Here is a 17149-nt window from a genome sequence, read left to right on the forward strand (position 1 = left end):
CTATTTGTCCTCCTTCCGATTCCACTTAATCATGATTTTTTCTAATAACAAGATGATGCCAAAGAAAGCCAGGCTGAGCAGCATAATCATAAAGATGGCAACAAATACCCTGTCTGTCCTGAAGGAAGAAGAGGCAAGTGTCATGTAGACCCCGATTCCTTTCTGAGCACCTAACCATTCCGAGATGACTGCCCCCATCACACTATAGGTAGCTGAAATTTTCAGTCCTGAGAAGATGGACGGTAGTGCATGCGGCCATTCAACTTTTCGAAAGATTTGCCCCTTTGATGCTCCTGACATTTTCATGTAAAGAATATACTCGGGGTTCGTCTGTCTGAACCCATCCAGCGCCGAGACCGCGACCGGAAAAAAGCAGATCAACGTAATCACAATGATTTTCGGCAATAGTCCAAATCCAAACCAGATAACAAGTAAAGGAGCCAGGACGATGATCGGAATATTTTGAGACAAAATCATAAGTGGATATATCGCTTCTCTTACTTTAGGGAGGAGATGCAGACCCACTGCAGTCCCGATGCCAATCGTACATCCAATCACAAACCCTCCGATCGTAAGGAGTGTTGTCGAAGCAAGATGTGTTGTAAACGTGGACCATGAGGCGACTCCTTCCGCCCATATTTCTGAAGGTGAAGGCATTAGCCATGCCGGCACCTCAAATACTCTAATGGTGGATTCCCAAATGATGAATAAAAGGATGATGACCAAGAAGGGTCTCCATCCTTTCGATATCCATGCTTTCATCCTTTATACTTCTCCGTTAATTGATCCATTTCAATCCCGGCCGGCTGATATAATACCTTGATTTGAGAAATGACGTTTGAGCTGCCCATTTCAATCATTCGTTCATTCATTTGTTCAATCACCTTAAATAAGTCAGATAGATTTCCTTCCATTGTCGTTTCTAATGGATGGACTTCATAACGGACACCAGATTTATCAATGATCGCGATGGCTTCATCCACGTAAGGTATAACGTCTTCACCATTTTTCGTCTTCGGAATAATTTGTATGCTTACGAGTGCGTTCCCCATTTTGTTCACCTCTTAATTTGGTAAAAATTCGTTTGTAAAAGCTTTTTTACTGTCCAGTTCCTTATCTAATAAATTGTTCTCATACATCCATGAAGCATAGTTTTCCCATACCTCAAGCTTCTGCTCTCCCCATCTGTCAGCATCATCCTTGTATTTAGGAGCCAGCCATTCCTGGCTCTTCATGACTAATTCTTCATCAAGATCCGGAGCTGCCTCTAAAAGAATTTCACCTGCATCCTTCGGTTTGTCGATTGCAAACTGATACCCTTTTGAAGCAGCTGCCAAGAAGGCTTTAACCGTATCGGGATCTGATTCAATCATTTTTTCATTTGTTGTCAGGACAGGAGTGTAATAATCCAGTTTTTCAGAGTAGTCCTTTACGTACATCATGTTCAATTCCTCACCCCGAAGCTCTGCTTCAATACCTGTCCATCCATAGTAGATCCATGCAAAGTCAACATCCCGTTTCACGGCAGTAAAGAAATCTGTATCTCCCATGTTTACAAAATCCACTTTCTCTACATCTGCGTTTTCTTGTTTCATAATCGATGTCATGACAGCTTTTTCAACAGGGGAACCCCAACCGCCATAACTTTTACCTTCAAAATCCTTTGGTGTCGTAATATCCTTGCTCTTAGGTGATGCAAACCCCGAGGTATTATGCTGTATAACCGCAGCGATTGATACGAGGGGAACATCCTGTACCCTGGCCTGTGTGACACTTTCCTGGTATCCAACCCCGAACTCAGTTTTACCCGAGGCAACGAGTTGATCTGCCCCAGCCTCACCTGGTAAGATGATATCCACATCCAGCCCCTTCTCTTCGAAGTATCCTTTTTCTTTCGCAACGTATAATCCAGTGTGATTGGTATTCGGTGTCCAGTCCAGTACGACCGATACCTTTTTAAGATCATCCTTTTGTTCATCTGCCGTATTTCCTCCACCGCTGCAGGCAGTTAAAAGAAAGACAGCACAGATGATGACCATCCATTTTTTCATCTTGATTCCTCCTCAAATCCTCATATGTAGTTGTAACGTTTATTCGTTATTCTTCACTTAATAAGGTGAATGAATGTAAAACAAAAGGCAGATGGAACCTAAAAAGCTTTGGGACACTATAACAAAAAGCGCCCCAAGCCTTCAGCCCGGGACGCATCGTTAAACATGATCATGTATTGTTTAAGAGAATGTTTCCTACGCTGGTATCAGCCAGTTCAGGTTCAAAGGGTCAGTATCTACAGGATACAATCTCAACCGGCCATACCGGTTCCCCTACACTTTTACTATGAAATTAAACGTTATCTTCTACCCTACTTTGCCACAGAGTAGATGGATATTCAAGCATTTCCTATTAAAGTTAATTAAATTTGAAAGGCTCGTTCGTAATCACCGTTATCTACAAGTCCGTTAATGAACGGTATATAGGTAGATACAAGATGTGAATACCCTTTTTGATTGTAAAAAAACGTATATTGGACAAGGAAGATAATGACTAAGAATGGCAGCAGTCTCTTCTCATCTTGCGTTAAGGCAGCATCGAAGTGATACCCCGCCAAAAAGGTATGGATACATTCGAAATGCTCTTTCTTATCTTGCTGTACCAGGTCTTTGAGGATCCCTGCGATAAAGTAACCCATATCTGCTATACGGGGGGCTTTTCGTATCCTTTCAAAATCGATGACCCCGGTCACCCTTTCCTCATTTATGAGGATATTCCGCGGGTGGCAGTCACCATGTACGAGTTGATGAGGCAATTTGCTATAGGAGAAAGACCACTCATTTAGCCTGCCTATAAACCCTTTCCCCCATATTTCAATCGATGTCGGATCTTGCCCGGCTATCCACTCTCTCAAATGTGTGTCAACTTTCCATTCTTCTACCTCGTATTTACAGACATATTGCTTTAGTCTGCCATGGAGTTGAAAGAGATACGTTCCCGCCTTTTTAAGAGAAGCTAAGGAATAGACTTGTACTGGCTTTCCTTCGAGGGCTGGATACAGGGAGTAGAAATCTTGATGCTGTTGTACATAAGACTGGTGTGAGACCGTTAGCAATGGCCTTTCAACGGTAAGTCCGCTTTCCTGTAAATAGGTCGTTAAGAGATACTCTTCTTCTAGCATCTTCACAGAAGAATTGAATCTTTTTTTCAAATAATATGTCTTCCCAAGATTCTTTACCTTATAAACATTCGGATGACTGTCCACAGTCTCTATGCAGGAAGGATGAACCTTCCAGTTCAATAATAGATCATGAAGAGGTTCAATCATTTTTAATTCCCTTCCAAACATAGTAATATACGTTTAGTATGACTATGAAAGAATGTCTACATACCATATGAAAAGAGGTTGCATCCATGCAAAGAATACAAATGACGGAAGACTTATCATTCTCAAGAATCATTCATGGGTTGTGGAGACTTGCAGACTGGAATCAATCAAAGGAAGAAACCCTTGCTTTGATCCAGGAAAATATTGAAAATGGAATCACAACTTTTGATCACGCAGATATTTATGGCTCGTACATGTGTGAAGCCTTATTTGGTGAAGCCCTTGCCCTTCAGCCTTCCTTACGTGAGAAAATGGAGATTGTGACGAAATGCGGTATTGTCCTCCCTTCTGAAAATCGTCCGGAACATAAAACACATCATTACAACACGAGTAAAAAGCATATTTTGACATCTGTTGAAAACTCCCTGCAGAATCTAAAAACGGACTACATCGATTTATTATTGATTCACAGGCCAGATCCATTTATGAATGGAGAAGAAGTGGCTGAAGCCTTCACTCAATTGAAGGAAGAAGGAAAGGTACGTCACTTTGGAGTATCAAACTTTAAAGATCATCAATGGAATATGCTTCAATCCTATTTGCCGTTTCCATTGATCACGAATCAAATCGAATTATCTGCCTATCACTTAGAAAACTTCGAAGACGGTACATTAAACCTTTGTCAGGAGAAACGTGTCGCGCCGATGGCCTGGTCTCCACTCGCAGGCGGTGCGATTTTCAAGGGAGAGGATGAGAAAGCCATTCGTCTTCAACATACATTGAAGAAGATAAAAGAAGAAACAGGTGCAAAGGGAATTGATGAAGTTCTATATGCCTGGCTTCTTAATCACCCTTCAAACATTATGCCTATTGTCGGTTCCGGTAAAAAAGAACGCATTCAACATGCAATCGACTCTCTTTCTATTTCTTTAAACCACGATCAATGGTTTGAAATCCTGCAAACTTCTATGGGACATGATGTGCCGTAATAGAACTTAGTACAGCAAAAAAGACGATCCTTTTTCTAAAAGGTTCGTCTTTTTTAATTCGCTATATCGCCACCAACGTAATATTCCAGATAGACATCTTGTAGTTCATTCATGGAGAGCTCATAAAGCTGCTTACCAAAATATTTATATACGCCAATCCTTAATAATTGTTGAATATAGAAATCCTTCTTAAATTCAGGTGTCTTTTGCTTCTCTGATTTATTTTCTTGATGTAACATGTTCATCCCTCCAGTTGAGGATATACCCCAAATCGAGACTGAACTAAACATCCTCTTACACATTGGTAATATTAGGATAAAGCGACAGCTGTTACGTACAAACGTGATGATGTCCCTCTGTGACACTTTTTCCCTCCACTTGAATCGTAGAGTGATGAATAGCAAATTCCTCTTCAAGATAGGCTGAGAGCCGTAATAAAATCGTATCTCGATTCACTTCGCTTCCCACCACCACATGACAGCTTAGAGCTGTGAATCCCGACGTGATGCACCATACATGAAGATCATGGACTTCAATGACTCCCGGGATAGCTGCCAGGCCATTCATCACTTGTTCCGTATCGATACCTTTTGGGGATCCCTCCATTAAGATATGAATGGAATCCTTCGTTACTCTCCATCCGGAAATGACGATTAGAATGGCAACCATGACAGAAGCAATAGGATCCGCCAAGTTCCAATTAAAGAAATAGATCAAGAGTCCGGCTGCGATGGCCCCGACCGATCCCAACATATCACCAAGTACATGAAGAAAGGCACTTCGGACATTCAAGTTATGTTCTGTATCCCCTCTCATTAAGATCCATGCCACGATCATGTTTACAACCAGACCTGTGATGGCGATCACCATCATACCTGGTGAAACTACAGGAGTATCTATAAAACGGTGATACGCTTCCCAGAAAATATAGAGTGAAACGAGAATCAACGTGATGCCATTCATAAACGCCGCCAGTATTTCGAATCTCTTGTACCCATACGTCTTCCCTTTATCCGAAACCTTCTCACCTATATAAAAAGCTGCCAAACTAAGACCTAAAGCGGCTGCATCACTAAGCATGTGTCCCGCATCGGAAAGAAGAGCAAGACTATTTGTGACGATTCCACCTATGACTTCTACGATCATAAAGGTGAAAATAAATAGGAAACTGATTAATAATGCTTTTTTATTCTGATTGTGTCCATGACTGTGGTCGTGACCCACTTGACATCCCTCACTTCCGGTCTCTTACTCTTAATAATCTAAGACCATTCAATGTAACGAGTAATGTCGCTCCCATATCGGCAAAAATCGCAATCCATAGAGTAAGCCAACCGGGAATGACAAGTAATAATGCAAGGAGCTTGATACCGATGGCAAATGAGATATTTTGCTTGATGATGGTAAGCGTTTTTCGACTTAAGCGAATGATATATGGCAGTTTTGAAAGGTCATCGTTCATTAGCGCGATATCGGCCGTTTCCAGTGCTGTATCGGTTCCTGCCCCACCCATGGCGATTCCTACATTTGAAGCAGCAAGTGCTGGGGCATCATTGATTCCATCCCCAACCATGGAGACTTTTCCATAAGTGTTCATGTATTGCTTAACAAAGTCTAATTTATTCTGGGGAAGCAAACCTGCTTTGATTTCTTTGACTCCTACCCTTTTTCCGATCGATCTTGCCGTATTTTCATGGTCTCCTGTAAGCATCATTGTTTGCTCAATACCCAATTGATGAAGGCTGTCGATGATTTCGCGACTTGTTTCCCGCACTTCATCTGCTACGGCTACAAGAGCCAAAGCAGTATCCTCGACTCCGAACACCATGACCGTTTTCCCTTCCCGTTGAAGCATTTCAATTTCAGCTGAAGGAGTATTTACAAAGAAGCTATCGGATCCCAGGAAGTATTTGTTGTCACCTATTCGGCCACTGATTCCTTTACCCGTATGGGATTGAAACTCAAGCACTTCACAGTCCCCATACTCAATGTTCAGCTCCTTCGCCCTTTTTAGAAAAGCGTGAGCGAGGGGATGCTGGGAGTGAAATTCCAGTGCAGCCATCTTCATCCACAGCTCTTCTTCTTCTACATCTCTTAATCGTATAAAATCCGTTACTTCAGGCTCTCCTTTAGTAAGAGTTCCTGTTTTGTCAAAGGCGATGGCCTTTAAACGCCCTAATTCTTCTAAATACACGCCGCCTTTAATAAGAATGCCATTCTTGGCTGCGTTCCCGATGGCCGTTACGATGGCTACGGGAGTCGAAATAACCAGTGCACAAGGACACCCCACTACCAGGACGGATAGTCCCTGATACACCCAGGTTGACCATTCTGCTCCAAAAAGCAGGGGTGGTATGATCGCAACAAGGAAAGCGATGACCATAATAATGGGCGTATAATACTTTGCAAATACATCCACAAATGCTTGAGAAGGGGCCCTTTCTCCCTGTGCTTCTTCCACCAGATGAATAATCCTGGCGAGAGTCGTGTCTTCAATACGCTTTGTCACCTTAACCTTTAGATACCCTTCTTCGTTTAATGTTCCTGCAAATACAGCATCACCCTGGTGTTTCTCCACTGGTACCGATTCTCCTGTGATCGCTGCCTGATTGACAAATGAAGAGCCTTCGAGGATGTCACCATCCATGGCAAACTTCTGACCAGGTTTGACCACCATGATGTCCCCGATTTCAATATCCTCGGCATCAACGGCAAGCTCCATTCCATTTCGTATGATGATGGCTTGAGGAGGGGCAATGTCCATCAGTGAACGAATGGACTCACGAGCCTTATCCATAGAGTACGATTCCAGAACTTCACTGATGGCAAAAAGGAGAACGACGATCGCTCCTTCACCCCATTCACCAATAAACGCAGCTCCAATAATCGCAATGGTCATTAAGGTTCTCATATCGAATTCTAATTTAAGTAAGTTTTTGAATCCCGTTTGAAATAATCGATACCCGCCTACAGCAATCGCTGCTGCAAATGAAACAGTAGAAAAAATGTCACTGTTCTCGATTTTCATAAGTGGGACAGAGTAAGCAAGAAGGATAAAAAGAACAGAAAAAAGTAAATGCTTATATTTCGTGTAAAACGGGTCTTTTTTTTCCTCTCTCTTTCTGATTCCGTCTTCTTTAATGCGAAGCCCTTCAAAGGCTCCTGCTTTTTCTACCGCTTCCTGAGTGGTTTCTCCGTATACGGTAATCTTCGCCGCTCCAAAGTTCACCTTCGCATCTACTACTCCGTCGAGATGCTGAACGTTCTTTTCGAACTTTGCCGCGCACCCGGCACACGTAAACCCCTCGACCCGGTAAGTTTGTTTATGGGCCGCTTTACTGGTCACGTTCCTCCACCTCCATTTGATGCGTTACAGCAATTTCGATTAACTGTTTTACATGATGATCATCCAAGGAATAATATACGAGCTTGCCTTTTTTTCTGAATTTGGCTAACCCCTGCTTTTTTAATAAGCGTAAATGATGGGATGCTGTTGCTGTTGAAGAACCCGCAATATTGGCCACATCGCATACACACAGTTCGTCCTCGATGGTAAGTGCATACGCAATTTTCATTCTTGTTTGATCAGAAAGTGCTTTAAAGATCTCGGCTACCTTAGAGGTATTTTGTGTTAACATCATTGATTTTAAGCGATTGACCTTTTCATCTTCCACACACGCTACTTCACATACATCCGTCTCTTTCATCTCTTCACCCCTCTAACATTCAAATACTCTTTTGAATATAGTATAGAAGAAATGCCAATAATGTTCAAACATTCTTTTGAATGTATGGGATTTTTCGAAAATTCTAAGTAATGATATTCTGCGTACCAGGAAATTGGTTAGATTAATACCCATTTTCAGGAAAACTTTTTGCGTGCAGAGGAGGCTCATCGCCGTACAGTGCAAAGCGGGTATCCTGGACCGGAAATCAACTACTCCTTTCTTCCTTAAGATCGCCACAAACTTTTGGGAAAGAGCCAAATAAAAAAAGCCCTGGAATGATTCCTGGGCTTATAAGTAACATATTAATTTTGTTGTAGCTTTTTCCGATCACGTTTCATAAAGAGATCCAATGTTACCCAGAAAACGACAGATGTAATCGCAAAGATTGCGATTCCGAAGTAAATGTCTTCTGTTTTCCAGTCCAATCGTGGAATAAGCAGGCCAAGTACGCCTGATAATATATAGTAGCCACCAATTAATTGCAGGTATAATCGTCCAGTTTGGGACTGATTATTTTCCAGATAGCCTTTCCCTGCTTTGCCAAAGAAAATAGCTATTCCTCTTAAAATGACATAAACCGAAAAGGCAATGATAAGGGCTACAACAAGCTCTTGATTAAACACGTCTGCCATAATCGTTCTCCTTCCCATTATCCACTATTTGAAACCTAAATGGTTGTATTGTCCATTCCTATTCTCTATGATGAATCCATACATCATTTGGTAAATAGTTATTACTTAGAATAACCGAATTATGTACACATTGCAACGAACATTTGGGCATGGATAAGAATGTGATACTTTTAAAAGGATATACTCAATGGAAACGGATTTCAAGTGTTATCTTGCTTCAATTTTCACGGAACCATGACTTTTTATACAGGAGGTGTTTGAAGCGAAGAGTGGTGCATGTCTCACGTTCACTCCTCAGCTTCCGCTCATTGGACATTCTACTTAATTTATTTCTTGTTGTTGTTTTAATTGCACTGACTGCTTTCTTCGTGGCTTCTGAGTTTGCCATCGTCAAGGTAAGAAGCTCCCGGATCGATCAGTTGGTATCTGAAGGAAATCAAACGGCCATTGCTGCTAAAAGGGTCATTTCACATTTAGACGAATACCTTTCAGCCTGCCAATTGGGCATTACCATCACAGCCCTCGGACTTGGGTGGTTAGGTGAGCCGACTATTGAAACATTGCTTCATCCCGTGTTTGAGAAACTTGATTTGAATGCTTCCATCACAAGTATCATTTCATTTGGACTCGCATTTTCCGTCATTACCTTTTTGCATGTGGTGATTGGAGAATTGGCACCCAAAACCTTTGCTATACAAAAAGCAGAGAAAGTCACTCTATTATTTGCACGACCATTGATATGGTTTTATCGGCTCGCTTATCCATTCATTTGGACATTAAACGGCTCTGCTCGAGTGTTCACGGGGTTATTCGGTTTAAAACCCGCTTCTGAACATGAAATTGCCCATTCAGAGGAAGAGCTTAGAATCATTCTTTCCGACAGCTACAAAAGTGGGGAAATCAATTCATCTGAATTCAAGTACGTAAACAAAATTTTTGAATTCGACGAACGAATCGCAAAAGAAATCATGGTTCCGAGAACGAATATCGTGACTCTATCCGCAGAGTCCACCATCGATGAAGTATTAGCCATTATCAAAGAAGAACGCTATACAAGATATCCTGTCGTGGACGGTGATAAAGACAATATTCTCGGTATAGTGAATGTGAAAGAATTGCTGACAACACTTGTGAACCACAAGGCGGAACACGAAGACTTAACTTCCTTTATCAAGCCTGTGATCCGAGTCATTGAAACCATCCCCATTCAAGCCTTACTCGTCAAACTTCAGAAGGAACGGTCGCCAATGGCCGTACTCCTGGATGAATACGGTGGCACTGCCGGCCTTGTTACTGTAGAAGATATCATTGAAGAGATCGTCGGGGAGATTCGGGATGAATTTGATATCGATGAAATTCCTGAAGTCCGGAAGGTGAAAGAAGATCATTATATCTTTGACGCTGTAATGCTCATTGAAGATGTGAATGACCTTCTTGGAATCACCCTTGAAGAAGATGAGGTCGACACGATCGGAGGCTGGTTCCTGACTCAGAAGTACGAAGTGAAGTTGAATGACAAGATCGAGGAACAAGGATATTGCTTTAGAGTGAAAGAAATCGATGGTCATCATATTCAATATTTAGAGGTTACAAAAATGGCATAGGCAGCCATGATGAAAAGAACGAGTCCGATTAACGGCTCGTTCTTTTTCTCTCAGTGAATGCAGTCATACGGAATGTCTGCATTCAAATCCCACTAAACAGATTTCCCTATAGAATAAATCCTTTCATAAATGGAAAAATAACCTCAAACATTTATGAGAGGTGAGTTATGACTAGCATCATTGTCGGATTAATCCTGCTTATGGTCTTAGCGTATTTAGGCTGGTCAATCATTTGGATCGCTCCACTGGTAGCAGGTTTAGTGGCATTAATGAGTGGACTTGAACTGCTTCCTGCGTATACAGAAACGTATATGACCGGCTTTGTGGATTTTGCTAAAGAATGGTTTCCTGTATTCCTTTTTGGAGCCATTTTCGGAAAGCTGATGGAAGACGTTGGAGCAGCGCAATCCGTCGCATACAAAATCACGAATATCATCGGAAAAGACCGCGCAATTCTTGGCGTGTTAATTGCCGCGGCCGTTCTAACTTATGGTGGTGTCAGTTTATTCGTTGTAGTATTTGCTATTTACCCTCTTGCCATCGCCATGTTCAGAGAAGCAGATATCACACGAAAATTGCTGCCCCCCACGTTCGTATTAGGGGCTTTCACATTTACAATGACAGCCATTCCGGGTACCCCTCAGATCCAAAACTTAATACCGATCGATTATTTCAAGACTTCCCCCACTGCCGCACCGATCATCGGTATCGTCGGCGGATTAATCATGGCGGTTGGAGGATATTTTTATTTAAGATGGCGTCAAAAGCAATTTACAAGTAAAGGAGATACGTTTACCGAGCCTAAAGGTGGAAACGATGTAAAGGAAATTAAAGAATCAGAGCTTCCTAATTTCTACTTATCATTTCTTCCTCTTGTCATTGTCGTCGTTACATTGAATGTCTTTAAGTGGAACATCCTGACCGCTCTTCTTGTAGGAATACTTTCGATATTATTCATTAACTTCAAACATTATAAAAAATTCATCCCTGCTGTCAATGGCGGAGCAAAGGGCTCAGTCATGGCAGTCATTAACACAAGCGCTGCCGTTGGTTTCGGAGCGGTTGTCACAGCGGCACCCGGTTTCAAGACGTTAACGAAGCTTATTCTTGGTATCAAAGGTAACCCCGTCATATCTGAAGCCATAGCTGTTCAAACTCTTGCAGCTATCACTGGATCTGCTTCAGGAGGAATGGGGATTGCCCTGGAGGCTTTGGGAGATAAATATTATGAGCTCTCTCAAACGAGTGGTATCAGTGCAGAAGCTTTCCATAGAATTGCTTCCATTTCATCAGGAGCCTCGATTCTGCCACATAACGGTGCACTGCTGACCTTATTTGCCGTAACGGGACTAACCCATAAAGATTCGTATTTGGATGTAGCTGTTGTCGGGCTGCTTATTCCTACGATTGCAGAAATCGTTTCAATCATCCTTGCCAATATGGGAATTTATTAATTAGAGGAGGAAAAGAAGATGGTCAATGATAAAGTTGTATTTATTACTGGTGCTGCAAGGGGAATTGGTTTTGAAATCGGGGAACACTTTGCTCAAAATGGTGCGAAAGTCGTTCTCTCTGATATCAATCAAGAAGGATTGGATGAAGCGGTTGAAGAACTGAAAGACAGAGGCTTCGATTGCCTGGGCATTAAATGCGACGTTACCAGTGAAAAAGAAGTGAAAGCGGGAATTGATAAGACAGTTGACCACTATGGCCGGATAGACGTTTTGATTAATAACGCAGGTATTCAACACGTAGCTCCAATTGAAGAATTCCCTATTGAAAAATTTGAGCTCCTGATCAAAATTATGCTGACCGCTCCCTTTATCGCAACAAAATTTGCTTTCCCTTATATGAAGAAGCAAAAATTTGGTCGTATCATTAATATGGCATCCATTAATGGACTGATCGGGTTTGCCGGTAAAGCGGCATACAACAGCGCCAAGCACGGTGTCATTGGTCTGACAAAGGTATCTGCTTTAGAAGGTGCCGAGCATGGGATTACTGTCAATGCCCTATGCCCCGGATACGTGGATACCCCCCTTGTCCGTAACCAACTAAAGGATATTTCAACCACTCGCGGAGTGGAACTTGAAAAAGTATTAAAGGATGTCATCTACCCTCTTGTTCCACAAAAGAGATTGTTATAAGTAGAAGAAATTGCAGACTACACCATTTTCCTATCCAGTGACAAAGCAAAAGGTGTAACTGGTCAGGCCGTTGTTTTAGATGGTGGATATACTGCTCAATAATAAGCACCCGAAAAATCGGATCAGGAAACTGATCCGATTTTTCTTCAGTTCATATTTTCAGGTAAGACACCTAAATCGATTCCCCACACGAGTGGCATGAAAAAATAAATCAAAAGTGCAATACATACGATACTAATCAGATTTAACCATATACCCGCCTTGACCATGTCTCCCATTTTGATATAACCTGATCCGAATACGACAGCATTCGGAGGTGTAGCCACCGGCAGCATGAAAGCACATGACGCAGCTAAGCCCGCCGCCACCATCAGACTATAAGGGTGAACATTCAAGGCAGCTGCAAGAGCAGCCATTATCGGAAACATCATCGTGGCTGTTGCCGTATTGGACGTAATTTCCGTTAAGAAAATAACAAAGGTCGTCACTGCAAGCAAGATGATAATGAAGGATATTCCTTCAAGAATCGTTAGTTGCTGTCCGATCCACTCTGCCAACCCCGTCTCTTTGAAACCTTTGGCAATGGCAAGACCTCCACCGAATAAGAGCAGGATTCCCCATGGAAGCTTCTTCGCATCATCCCAATTGATCAATCGCGATTCTTTTCTTCCTGGAAGAAGGAATAAAAAGAGTGCCCCTGTAATCGCTATGATGGTGTCGTCTAATGACGGAATCCATTGGTTCAATAGAAACGATCGGGTGATCCAGCATAGGGCTGTAGCGACAAAGACCGTAAGAACAAGCTTTTCTTCAAATGAAATGCGACCAAGAGACCGGTTCTCTTTCTCTACAATCTCCCTTCCCCCCGGCAATTCTTTAATCTTTAATGGAAAAGCCACCTTGATTAAATACCACCAAGTAACAAATAGAAGAATAGCAGCAAGTGGAACCCCAAAAAGCATCCATTTCGCAAACGAGAAATCAATCCCATACAACTGTTTCACCACTGCAGCAAATATCGTGTTTGGAGGCGTTCCGATCAACGTTCCCAAGCCGCCGATCGATGCACTATAGGCAATCCCCAGCATGATCACTTTACTGAAGTGACCTGTTCTTTTAGCCCCCTCCTTTTCTAGACTTTGATTCACTTGATAAATCACGGCTGTTCCAATCGGAAGCATCATCATAGCCGTTGCCGTATTCGAGATCCACATAGATAAAAAACCAGTAGCCAGCATGAATCCAAGTACAATTCTTTCAGTGCCTGTACCAATCAACAAAATGATGTTCATGGCAATGCGCTTATGTAAGTTCCACTTTTCCATCGCAATTGCAATGATAAACCCACCCATAAAAAGAAAAATCGTACTATCACCATAGGCAGACGTGACATCCCCGGATTGAAGAGCTCCCGTTAGTGGAAACAAAATGATAGGCAACAAAGCAGTAGCCGGAATTGGTATTGCTTCTGTTATCCACCATACCGCTATCCATGTTGTACCTGCAAGGACAGCAACAGCCTCCTTCGCTAAACCTTCAGGAGAGAAAAATAACATGATAAGAATAAATAGGAGTGGTCCCAAAATAAACCCGATTTTCTGTCTTGGGTTTGCATTAGGCTCCGGAACAAGATTTGTATCCACCGTGTCTGAAGCAGCAGGCGTACTTCCGGAAGTGAAAAATTGCAAAGTATCCATCACATCTCCATGCCATTTCCAAAGTGTCCCCCATGCGTTTTTCACAATTAGCATCTACTCATTCCCCCATTACTCGTCTTACTAAAACTCTATCGACCATCGAAAGCGCTGTCAATTTATCCACTCCAAATAATATAAATAACTGAATATTCATTTCTTTCTTCCTACTCTCCTCACGCTTTCTCCTTCAAAGGATGTACATCTTCTTCAGGACATTCGCCCTCTCCCTACTAAACAAAAAACAAACCATATCTTCATAAACCTTTTCGTTGTAAAATATTGTTATAGAGTGATGACTGTTATTTCAAAGGAGACAATATGAAAATCTATTGGCAAATAAGCTATTTTGTAATAGGATTACTTATTTTCAGCTATGGGATCAGTATGTCCATTAAAGTGCAATATTTAGGGATCCATCCATGGGATGTGTTAAACATTGCCATGTTTGAGAAGTTCGGCTTAACGATTGGAACATGGAATATAATTGTCGGTGCCACCCTGATTTCAGGCACCCTTGTTCTGAAAGGGAAGTATGTTCGTATCGGGACAATCCTTAACGGAGTAATGGTTGGCATGTTGGTCGACTTCTTTCTATTTTACGATCTACTTCCGCCTCAAACGAACATAGTCGCAGATATCCTGATTCTATTATCAGCGATTATTTTAATGGGGATTGGCGGAGGATTGTATTCAGCGGCTCACCTTGGTACAGGTCCGCGTGACGGGTTTATGCTTACCATTTCGGACCTGACCAACTTATCAATCAGCAGAGTCCGGATCATGTGTGAGTGTGCGGTGTTACTAATCGGACTGCTTCTTTCCGGTCCAGTCTTCGTTTTCACCTTTATTTATACGTTTATTCAAAGTCCCATCTTTCAAAAATCCTTTTTATTTTTTACCGATAGACTCAATACCCGATTCACCAGTCGAAATAATGTAAGTTTGTAAAAAGGACAAATGCCTCAGGCATTTGTCCTTTTCTGCGTTATGACATCTCGCATGCCACTAAGCCGTATTGTTGATGGGGATTCAATTGCTTTATAAACTGAAATAATTGCTGCACCTGTTCATTTTCCATATCCCGCTTATAGTATTCTTCCAAGACCGACAGCATTTCATCAGGATACATCAAACAGGTATGACTTCCCCAGTCTGTTTGCCTGCCTTCTAATTTCTTATAATAAATGCCATCCAATAGGGAGAAAAAGAGTTCATACCCTTTCGGAAAAAACGGACTGATCCTTTTCGGGTAATTATGATTCCAGTCTCCCCCTTCATAATGAAATGTCTGGTCCGTTAAATCACCGATAAAGACTTCAACATCTGCCAAGCTATCTCCTCCTCTAGATAAATTTTAACCTTTATTATTATGTATAAGCCCGTCCTGTTATTTAGAACTGATTCGTTATTATTAAACTAGAAAAGAGCCGCTTCAGGATCTTCACCTGAAAACGGCTCCGTATTTTCACAAATATTTTCTTTGAACACTTCTGCCGTCATACGTAAATAACATATCACGGTTCTCCACACGGGTTTCGATATGCACCGGTCTTCCCCACAGCTGATGCAGATACGGTAAAACCTTTTCTAAATACTTAATATCGAGCTCCACGTCTTCAAACCAGTGCTTAAGATAAAGCTCCCCGCTCTTCATATAATCCCCATCATTCACCGTAATGTAAGGGAACCCGCCATTAACCCTCATGCCTACCAGCTGGTCCCGTACATGAGTCCATTCTTTATCGACGATTTTATAGTCCTTCCCTTGCTTCTGGAACAAATACATATCTTCTCTCGTAACAAGATCCTTTGTTAAATAGTTCCGTAAGAAAGAAATGTCAGATTCAATCTCACGAACCTCAAACATTTTTTCACGGCCGGAATTCGGTTTCGCCCCACGCTTTTTCATTTCATCCGTAGGGTTGTCGAAACGATCTTCAATATCCTCAAAAATCTTCAATCCTAAATAATACGGATTAATCTGCGTACGGGAAGGCTGTACAACACCTGCATTCAGCTTTGCAAACTCAATGGACTCACCACTCGTCAGATCCATTTCACGGATGATTCGCTGGTGCCAATACGAAGCCCATCCTTCATTCATGATTTTCGTTTCAAGCTGTGGCCAGAAATACAGCATCTCTTCCCTCATCATCGTCAATATATCCCGCTGCCAATCAGACAACTCCCTGCTGTACTGCTCGATAAAGAGAAGAATATCTTTTTCCGGCTGAGGAGGGAACTTCTTCTTCACCTTTTTCTTTTCTCTGCTCTTCGGCTTTTCATCCAATGACCACAGATCATCATAAGGTGTCGCATGGATCACTTCTTCCTCTACCCATTCCACATCATCCATCGTCCACGACAGCTTCGGGCGCATTAATGACGGATCAATATGCTCATCCACGGCAAGCACGGCATCCAGGAAGTTTTCAACCTCCTGCTTCCCATGTTCTATCTCATATCTTCGCACTCGTTCCGCAGTAGCCGCCATGCTCTCTACCATATCCCGCTTCGTGTTCTGGAATCGGACATTATTCTTAAAGAAATCACAATGGGCCAACACATGTGCCACAATCAACTTATTCTGAATAAGCGAATTCGAGTCCAATAAAAAAGCATAACAAGGATCAGAATTAATCACGAGTTCATAAATCTTGCTTAAACCCAAATCATATTGAAGCTTCATCTTATGAAACTGTTTACCAAAACTCCAGTGAGAAAAACGAGTCGGCATCCCATAAGCACCAAATGTATAAATAATCTCAGCAGGACAAATCTCATAACGCATCGGATAAAAATCAAGACCAAACCCGGCTGCAATCTCAGTAATTTCCCCTATAGCATTTTGTAACTGCCTTTGCTCCTCTAAATTCATCGTCATCCCCCTCTTTATTCTCTTATCTAAATGTATGAAAAGAAAAGGGATTTGATGAGAAGAAAAGCGGAGGCGGGTTGGGCAGGCCAGACAAGTATAGGATGAAGTCGACAAAAAAAGCTGCTCCCTATCGTTAATTGGGAACAGCTCTTCAA

The 17149-nt window shown here is 42.0% G+C and carries 16 protein-coding genes, 1 pseudogene and 1 riboswitch; of the genes and pseudogenes, 5 read left to right on the forward strand and 12 right to left on the reverse strand.

The window, feature by feature from the left end:
* From ACFQWC_RS10360 to ACFQWC_RS10375, 4 genes are all read right to left on the reverse strand, one after another.
* Complete coding sequence (locus ACFQWC_RS10360) at positions 1 to 762, reverse strand: ABC transporter permease (RefSeq protein ID WP_299739879.1); 762 nt, start codon at positions 760 to 762, stop codon at positions 1 to 3.
* Positions 759 to 1052, reverse strand: a complete 294-nt coding sequence (locus ACFQWC_RS10365) for a thiamine-binding protein (protein ID WP_044337844.1) — start codon at positions 1050 to 1052, stop codon at positions 759 to 761. The genes ACFQWC_RS10360 and ACFQWC_RS10365 overlap by 4 nt, the downstream gene beginning before the upstream one ends.
* A 12-nt stretch (positions 1053 to 1064) precedes the next feature.
* On the reverse strand, positions 1065 to 2051 hold the full coding sequence (locus ACFQWC_RS10370; RefSeq protein WP_299739875.1) for an ABC transporter substrate-binding protein: 987 nt from the start codon (positions 2049 to 2051) through the stop codon (positions 1065 to 1067).
* Positions 2052 to 2226: 175 nt separating this feature from the next.
* Positions 2227 to 2336, reverse strand: a riboswitch (TPP riboswitch).
* 77 nt (positions 2337 to 2413) lie between these two features.
* Complete coding sequence (locus tag ACFQWC_RS10375) at positions 2414 to 3319, reverse strand: phosphotransferase enzyme family protein (protein WP_299739873.1); 906 nt, start codon at positions 3317 to 3319, stop codon at positions 2414 to 2416.
* Positions 3320 to 3405: 86 nt separating this feature from the next.
* Between ACFQWC_RS10375 and ACFQWC_RS10380 the strand changes: the two genes are divergently transcribed.
* Entirely contained in the window at positions 3406 to 4308 is a 903-nt protein-coding gene (locus ACFQWC_RS10380; RefSeq protein ID WP_299739871.1) for an aldo/keto reductase, read from the forward strand.
* Between the two features lie 53 nt (positions 4309 to 4361).
* Here the strand turns inward: ACFQWC_RS10380 and ACFQWC_RS10385 are convergent, their stop codons facing one another.
* The 5 genes from ACFQWC_RS10385 to ACFQWC_RS10405 all read right to left on the reverse strand — a co-directional run bounded on the left by ACFQWC_RS10385 (position 4362) and on the right by ACFQWC_RS10405 (position 8668).
* Positions 4362 to 4547: a Fur-regulated basic protein FbpA gene (locus ACFQWC_RS10385; RefSeq protein ID WP_299739869.1), complete on the reverse strand. Its 186-nt coding sequence runs from the start codon at positions 4545 to 4547 to the stop codon at positions 4362 to 4364.
* Between the two features lie 91 nt (positions 4548 to 4638).
* Positions 4639 to 5532 (reverse strand): cation diffusion facilitator family transporter, encoded by an 894-nt coding sequence (locus tag ACFQWC_RS10390; protein ID WP_299739867.1) that lies wholly within the window; start codon positions 5530 to 5532, stop codon positions 4639 to 4641.
* Between the two features lie 10 nt (positions 5533 to 5542).
* Positions 5543 to 7654: a heavy metal translocating P-type ATPase gene (locus ACFQWC_RS10395; protein WP_299739865.1), complete on the reverse strand. Its 2112-nt coding sequence runs from the start codon at positions 7652 to 7654 to the stop codon at positions 5543 to 5545.
* Complete coding sequence (locus tag ACFQWC_RS10400) at positions 7644 to 8015, reverse strand: ArsR/SmtB family transcription factor (RefSeq protein ID WP_299739863.1); 372 nt, start codon at positions 8013 to 8015, stop codon at positions 7644 to 7646. Before ACFQWC_RS10400 ends, ACFQWC_RS10395 begins: the two co-directional genes overlap by 11 nt.
* Positions 8016 to 8338: 323 nt before the next feature.
* Complete coding sequence (locus tag ACFQWC_RS10405) at positions 8339 to 8668, reverse strand: hypothetical protein (protein ID WP_299739861.1); 330 nt, start codon at positions 8666 to 8668, stop codon at positions 8339 to 8341.
* 308 nt (positions 8669 to 8976) lie between these two features.
* Here ACFQWC_RS10405 and ACFQWC_RS10410 point away from each other — a divergent pair, with 308 nt between their 5' ends.
* From ACFQWC_RS10410 to ACFQWC_RS10420, 3 genes and pseudogenes are all read left to right on the forward strand, one after another.
* A complete protein-coding gene (locus tag ACFQWC_RS10410; protein WP_377107276.1) occupies positions 8977 to 10272 on the forward strand; it encodes a hemolysin family protein in 1296 nt (431 codons plus the stop codon).
* Between the two features lie 167 nt (positions 10273 to 10439).
* Positions 10440 to 11726, forward strand: coding sequence for a GntP family permease (locus ACFQWC_RS10415; protein WP_299739859.1), 1287 nt, complete (start codon positions 10440 to 10442; stop codon positions 11724 to 11726).
* Positions 11727 to 11744: 18 nt separating this feature from the next.
* Positions 11745 to 12521, forward strand: a pseudogene (locus tag ACFQWC_RS10420) (3-hydroxybutyrate dehydrogenase).
* Positions 12522 to 12565: 44 nt separating this feature from the next.
* Here ACFQWC_RS10420 and ACFQWC_RS10425 read toward each other — a convergent pair.
* Entirely contained in the window at positions 12566 to 14170 is a 1605-nt protein-coding gene (locus ACFQWC_RS10425; RefSeq protein ID WP_377107123.1) for an SLC13 family permease, read from the reverse strand.
* A 264-nt stretch (positions 14171 to 14434) separates the two neighbouring features.
* Between ACFQWC_RS10425 and ACFQWC_RS10430 the strand changes: the two genes are divergently transcribed.
* Positions 14435 to 15064 carry a YczE/YyaS/YitT family protein gene (locus ACFQWC_RS10430; RefSeq protein WP_377107126.1) on the forward strand — a complete coding sequence of 210 codons (630 nt, stop codon included), beginning with the start codon at positions 14435 to 14437 and terminating at the stop codon, positions 15062 to 15064.
* Between the two features lie 37 nt (positions 15065 to 15101).
* Here the strand turns inward: ACFQWC_RS10430 and ACFQWC_RS10435 are convergent, their stop codons facing one another.
* On the reverse strand, positions 15102 to 15446 hold the full coding sequence (locus ACFQWC_RS10435) for a hypothetical protein (RefSeq protein WP_299739850.1): 345 nt from the start codon (positions 15444 to 15446) through the stop codon (positions 15102 to 15104).
* Positions 15447 to 15581: 135 nt separating this feature from the next.
* The gene (locus tag ACFQWC_RS10440; protein ID WP_341357730.1) at positions 15582 to 16994 is read right to left on the reverse strand and encodes a SpoVR family protein; all 1413 of its coding nucleotides are present in this window, start codon (positions 16992 to 16994) and stop codon (positions 15582 to 15584) included.
* Positions 16995 to 17149 lie beyond the last annotated feature (155 nt).

It is taken from the genome of Rossellomorea sp. GCM10028870 (genome assembly GCF_042666755.1).
In the GTDB taxonomy this organism is placed as follows: domain Bacteria; phylum Bacillota; class Bacilli; order Bacillales; family Bacillaceae_B; genus Rossellomorea.

Excerpts from the sequence above, each read along its gene's own strand:
- ACFQWC_RS10360 (WP_299739879.1), bottom strand. The coding sequence starts at position 762 with ATGAAAGCATGGATATCGAAAGGATGGAGACCCTTCTTGGTCATCATC.
- ACFQWC_RS10385 (WP_299739869.1), bottom strand. The coding sequence starts at position 4,547 with ATGTTACATCAAGAAAATAAATCAGAGAAGCAAAAGACACCTGAATTT.
- ACFQWC_RS10425 (WP_377107123.1), bottom strand. The coding sequence starts at position 14,170 with ATGCTAATTGTGAAAAACGCATGGGGGACACTTTGGAAATGGCATGGA.
- ACFQWC_RS10415 (WP_299739859.1), top strand. The coding sequence starts at position 10,440 with ATGACTAGCATCATTGTCGGATTAATCCTGCTTATGGTCTTAGCGTAT.
- ACFQWC_RS10380 (WP_299739871.1), top strand. The coding sequence starts at position 3,406 with ATGCAAAGAATACAAATGACGGAAGACTTATCATTCTCAAGAATCATT.
- ACFQWC_RS10370 (WP_299739875.1), bottom strand. The coding sequence starts at position 2,051 with ATGAAAAAATGGATGGTCATCATCTGTGCTGTCTTTCTTTTAACTGCC.
- ACFQWC_RS10375 (WP_299739873.1), bottom strand. The coding sequence starts at position 3,319 with ATGATTGAACCTCTTCATGATCTATTATTGAACTGGAAGGTTCATCCT.
- ACFQWC_RS10440 (WP_341357730.1), bottom strand. The coding sequence starts at position 16,994 with ATGAATTTAGAGGAGCAAAGGCAGTTACAAAATGCTATAGGGGAAATT.
- ACFQWC_RS10365 (WP_044337844.1), bottom strand. The coding sequence starts at position 1,052 with ATGGGGAACGCACTCGTAAGCATACAAATTATTCCGAAGACGAAAAAT.
- ACFQWC_RS10400 (WP_299739863.1), bottom strand. The coding sequence starts at position 8,015 with ATGAAAGAGACGGATGTATGTGAAGTAGCGTGTGTGGAAGATGAAAAG.
- ACFQWC_RS10430 (WP_377107126.1), top strand. The coding sequence starts at position 14,435 with ATGAAAATCTATTGGCAAATAAGCTATTTTGTAATAGGATTACTTATT.
- ACFQWC_RS10405 (WP_299739861.1), bottom strand. The coding sequence starts at position 8,668 with ATGGCAGACGTGTTTAATCAAGAGCTTGTTGTAGCCCTTATCATTGCC.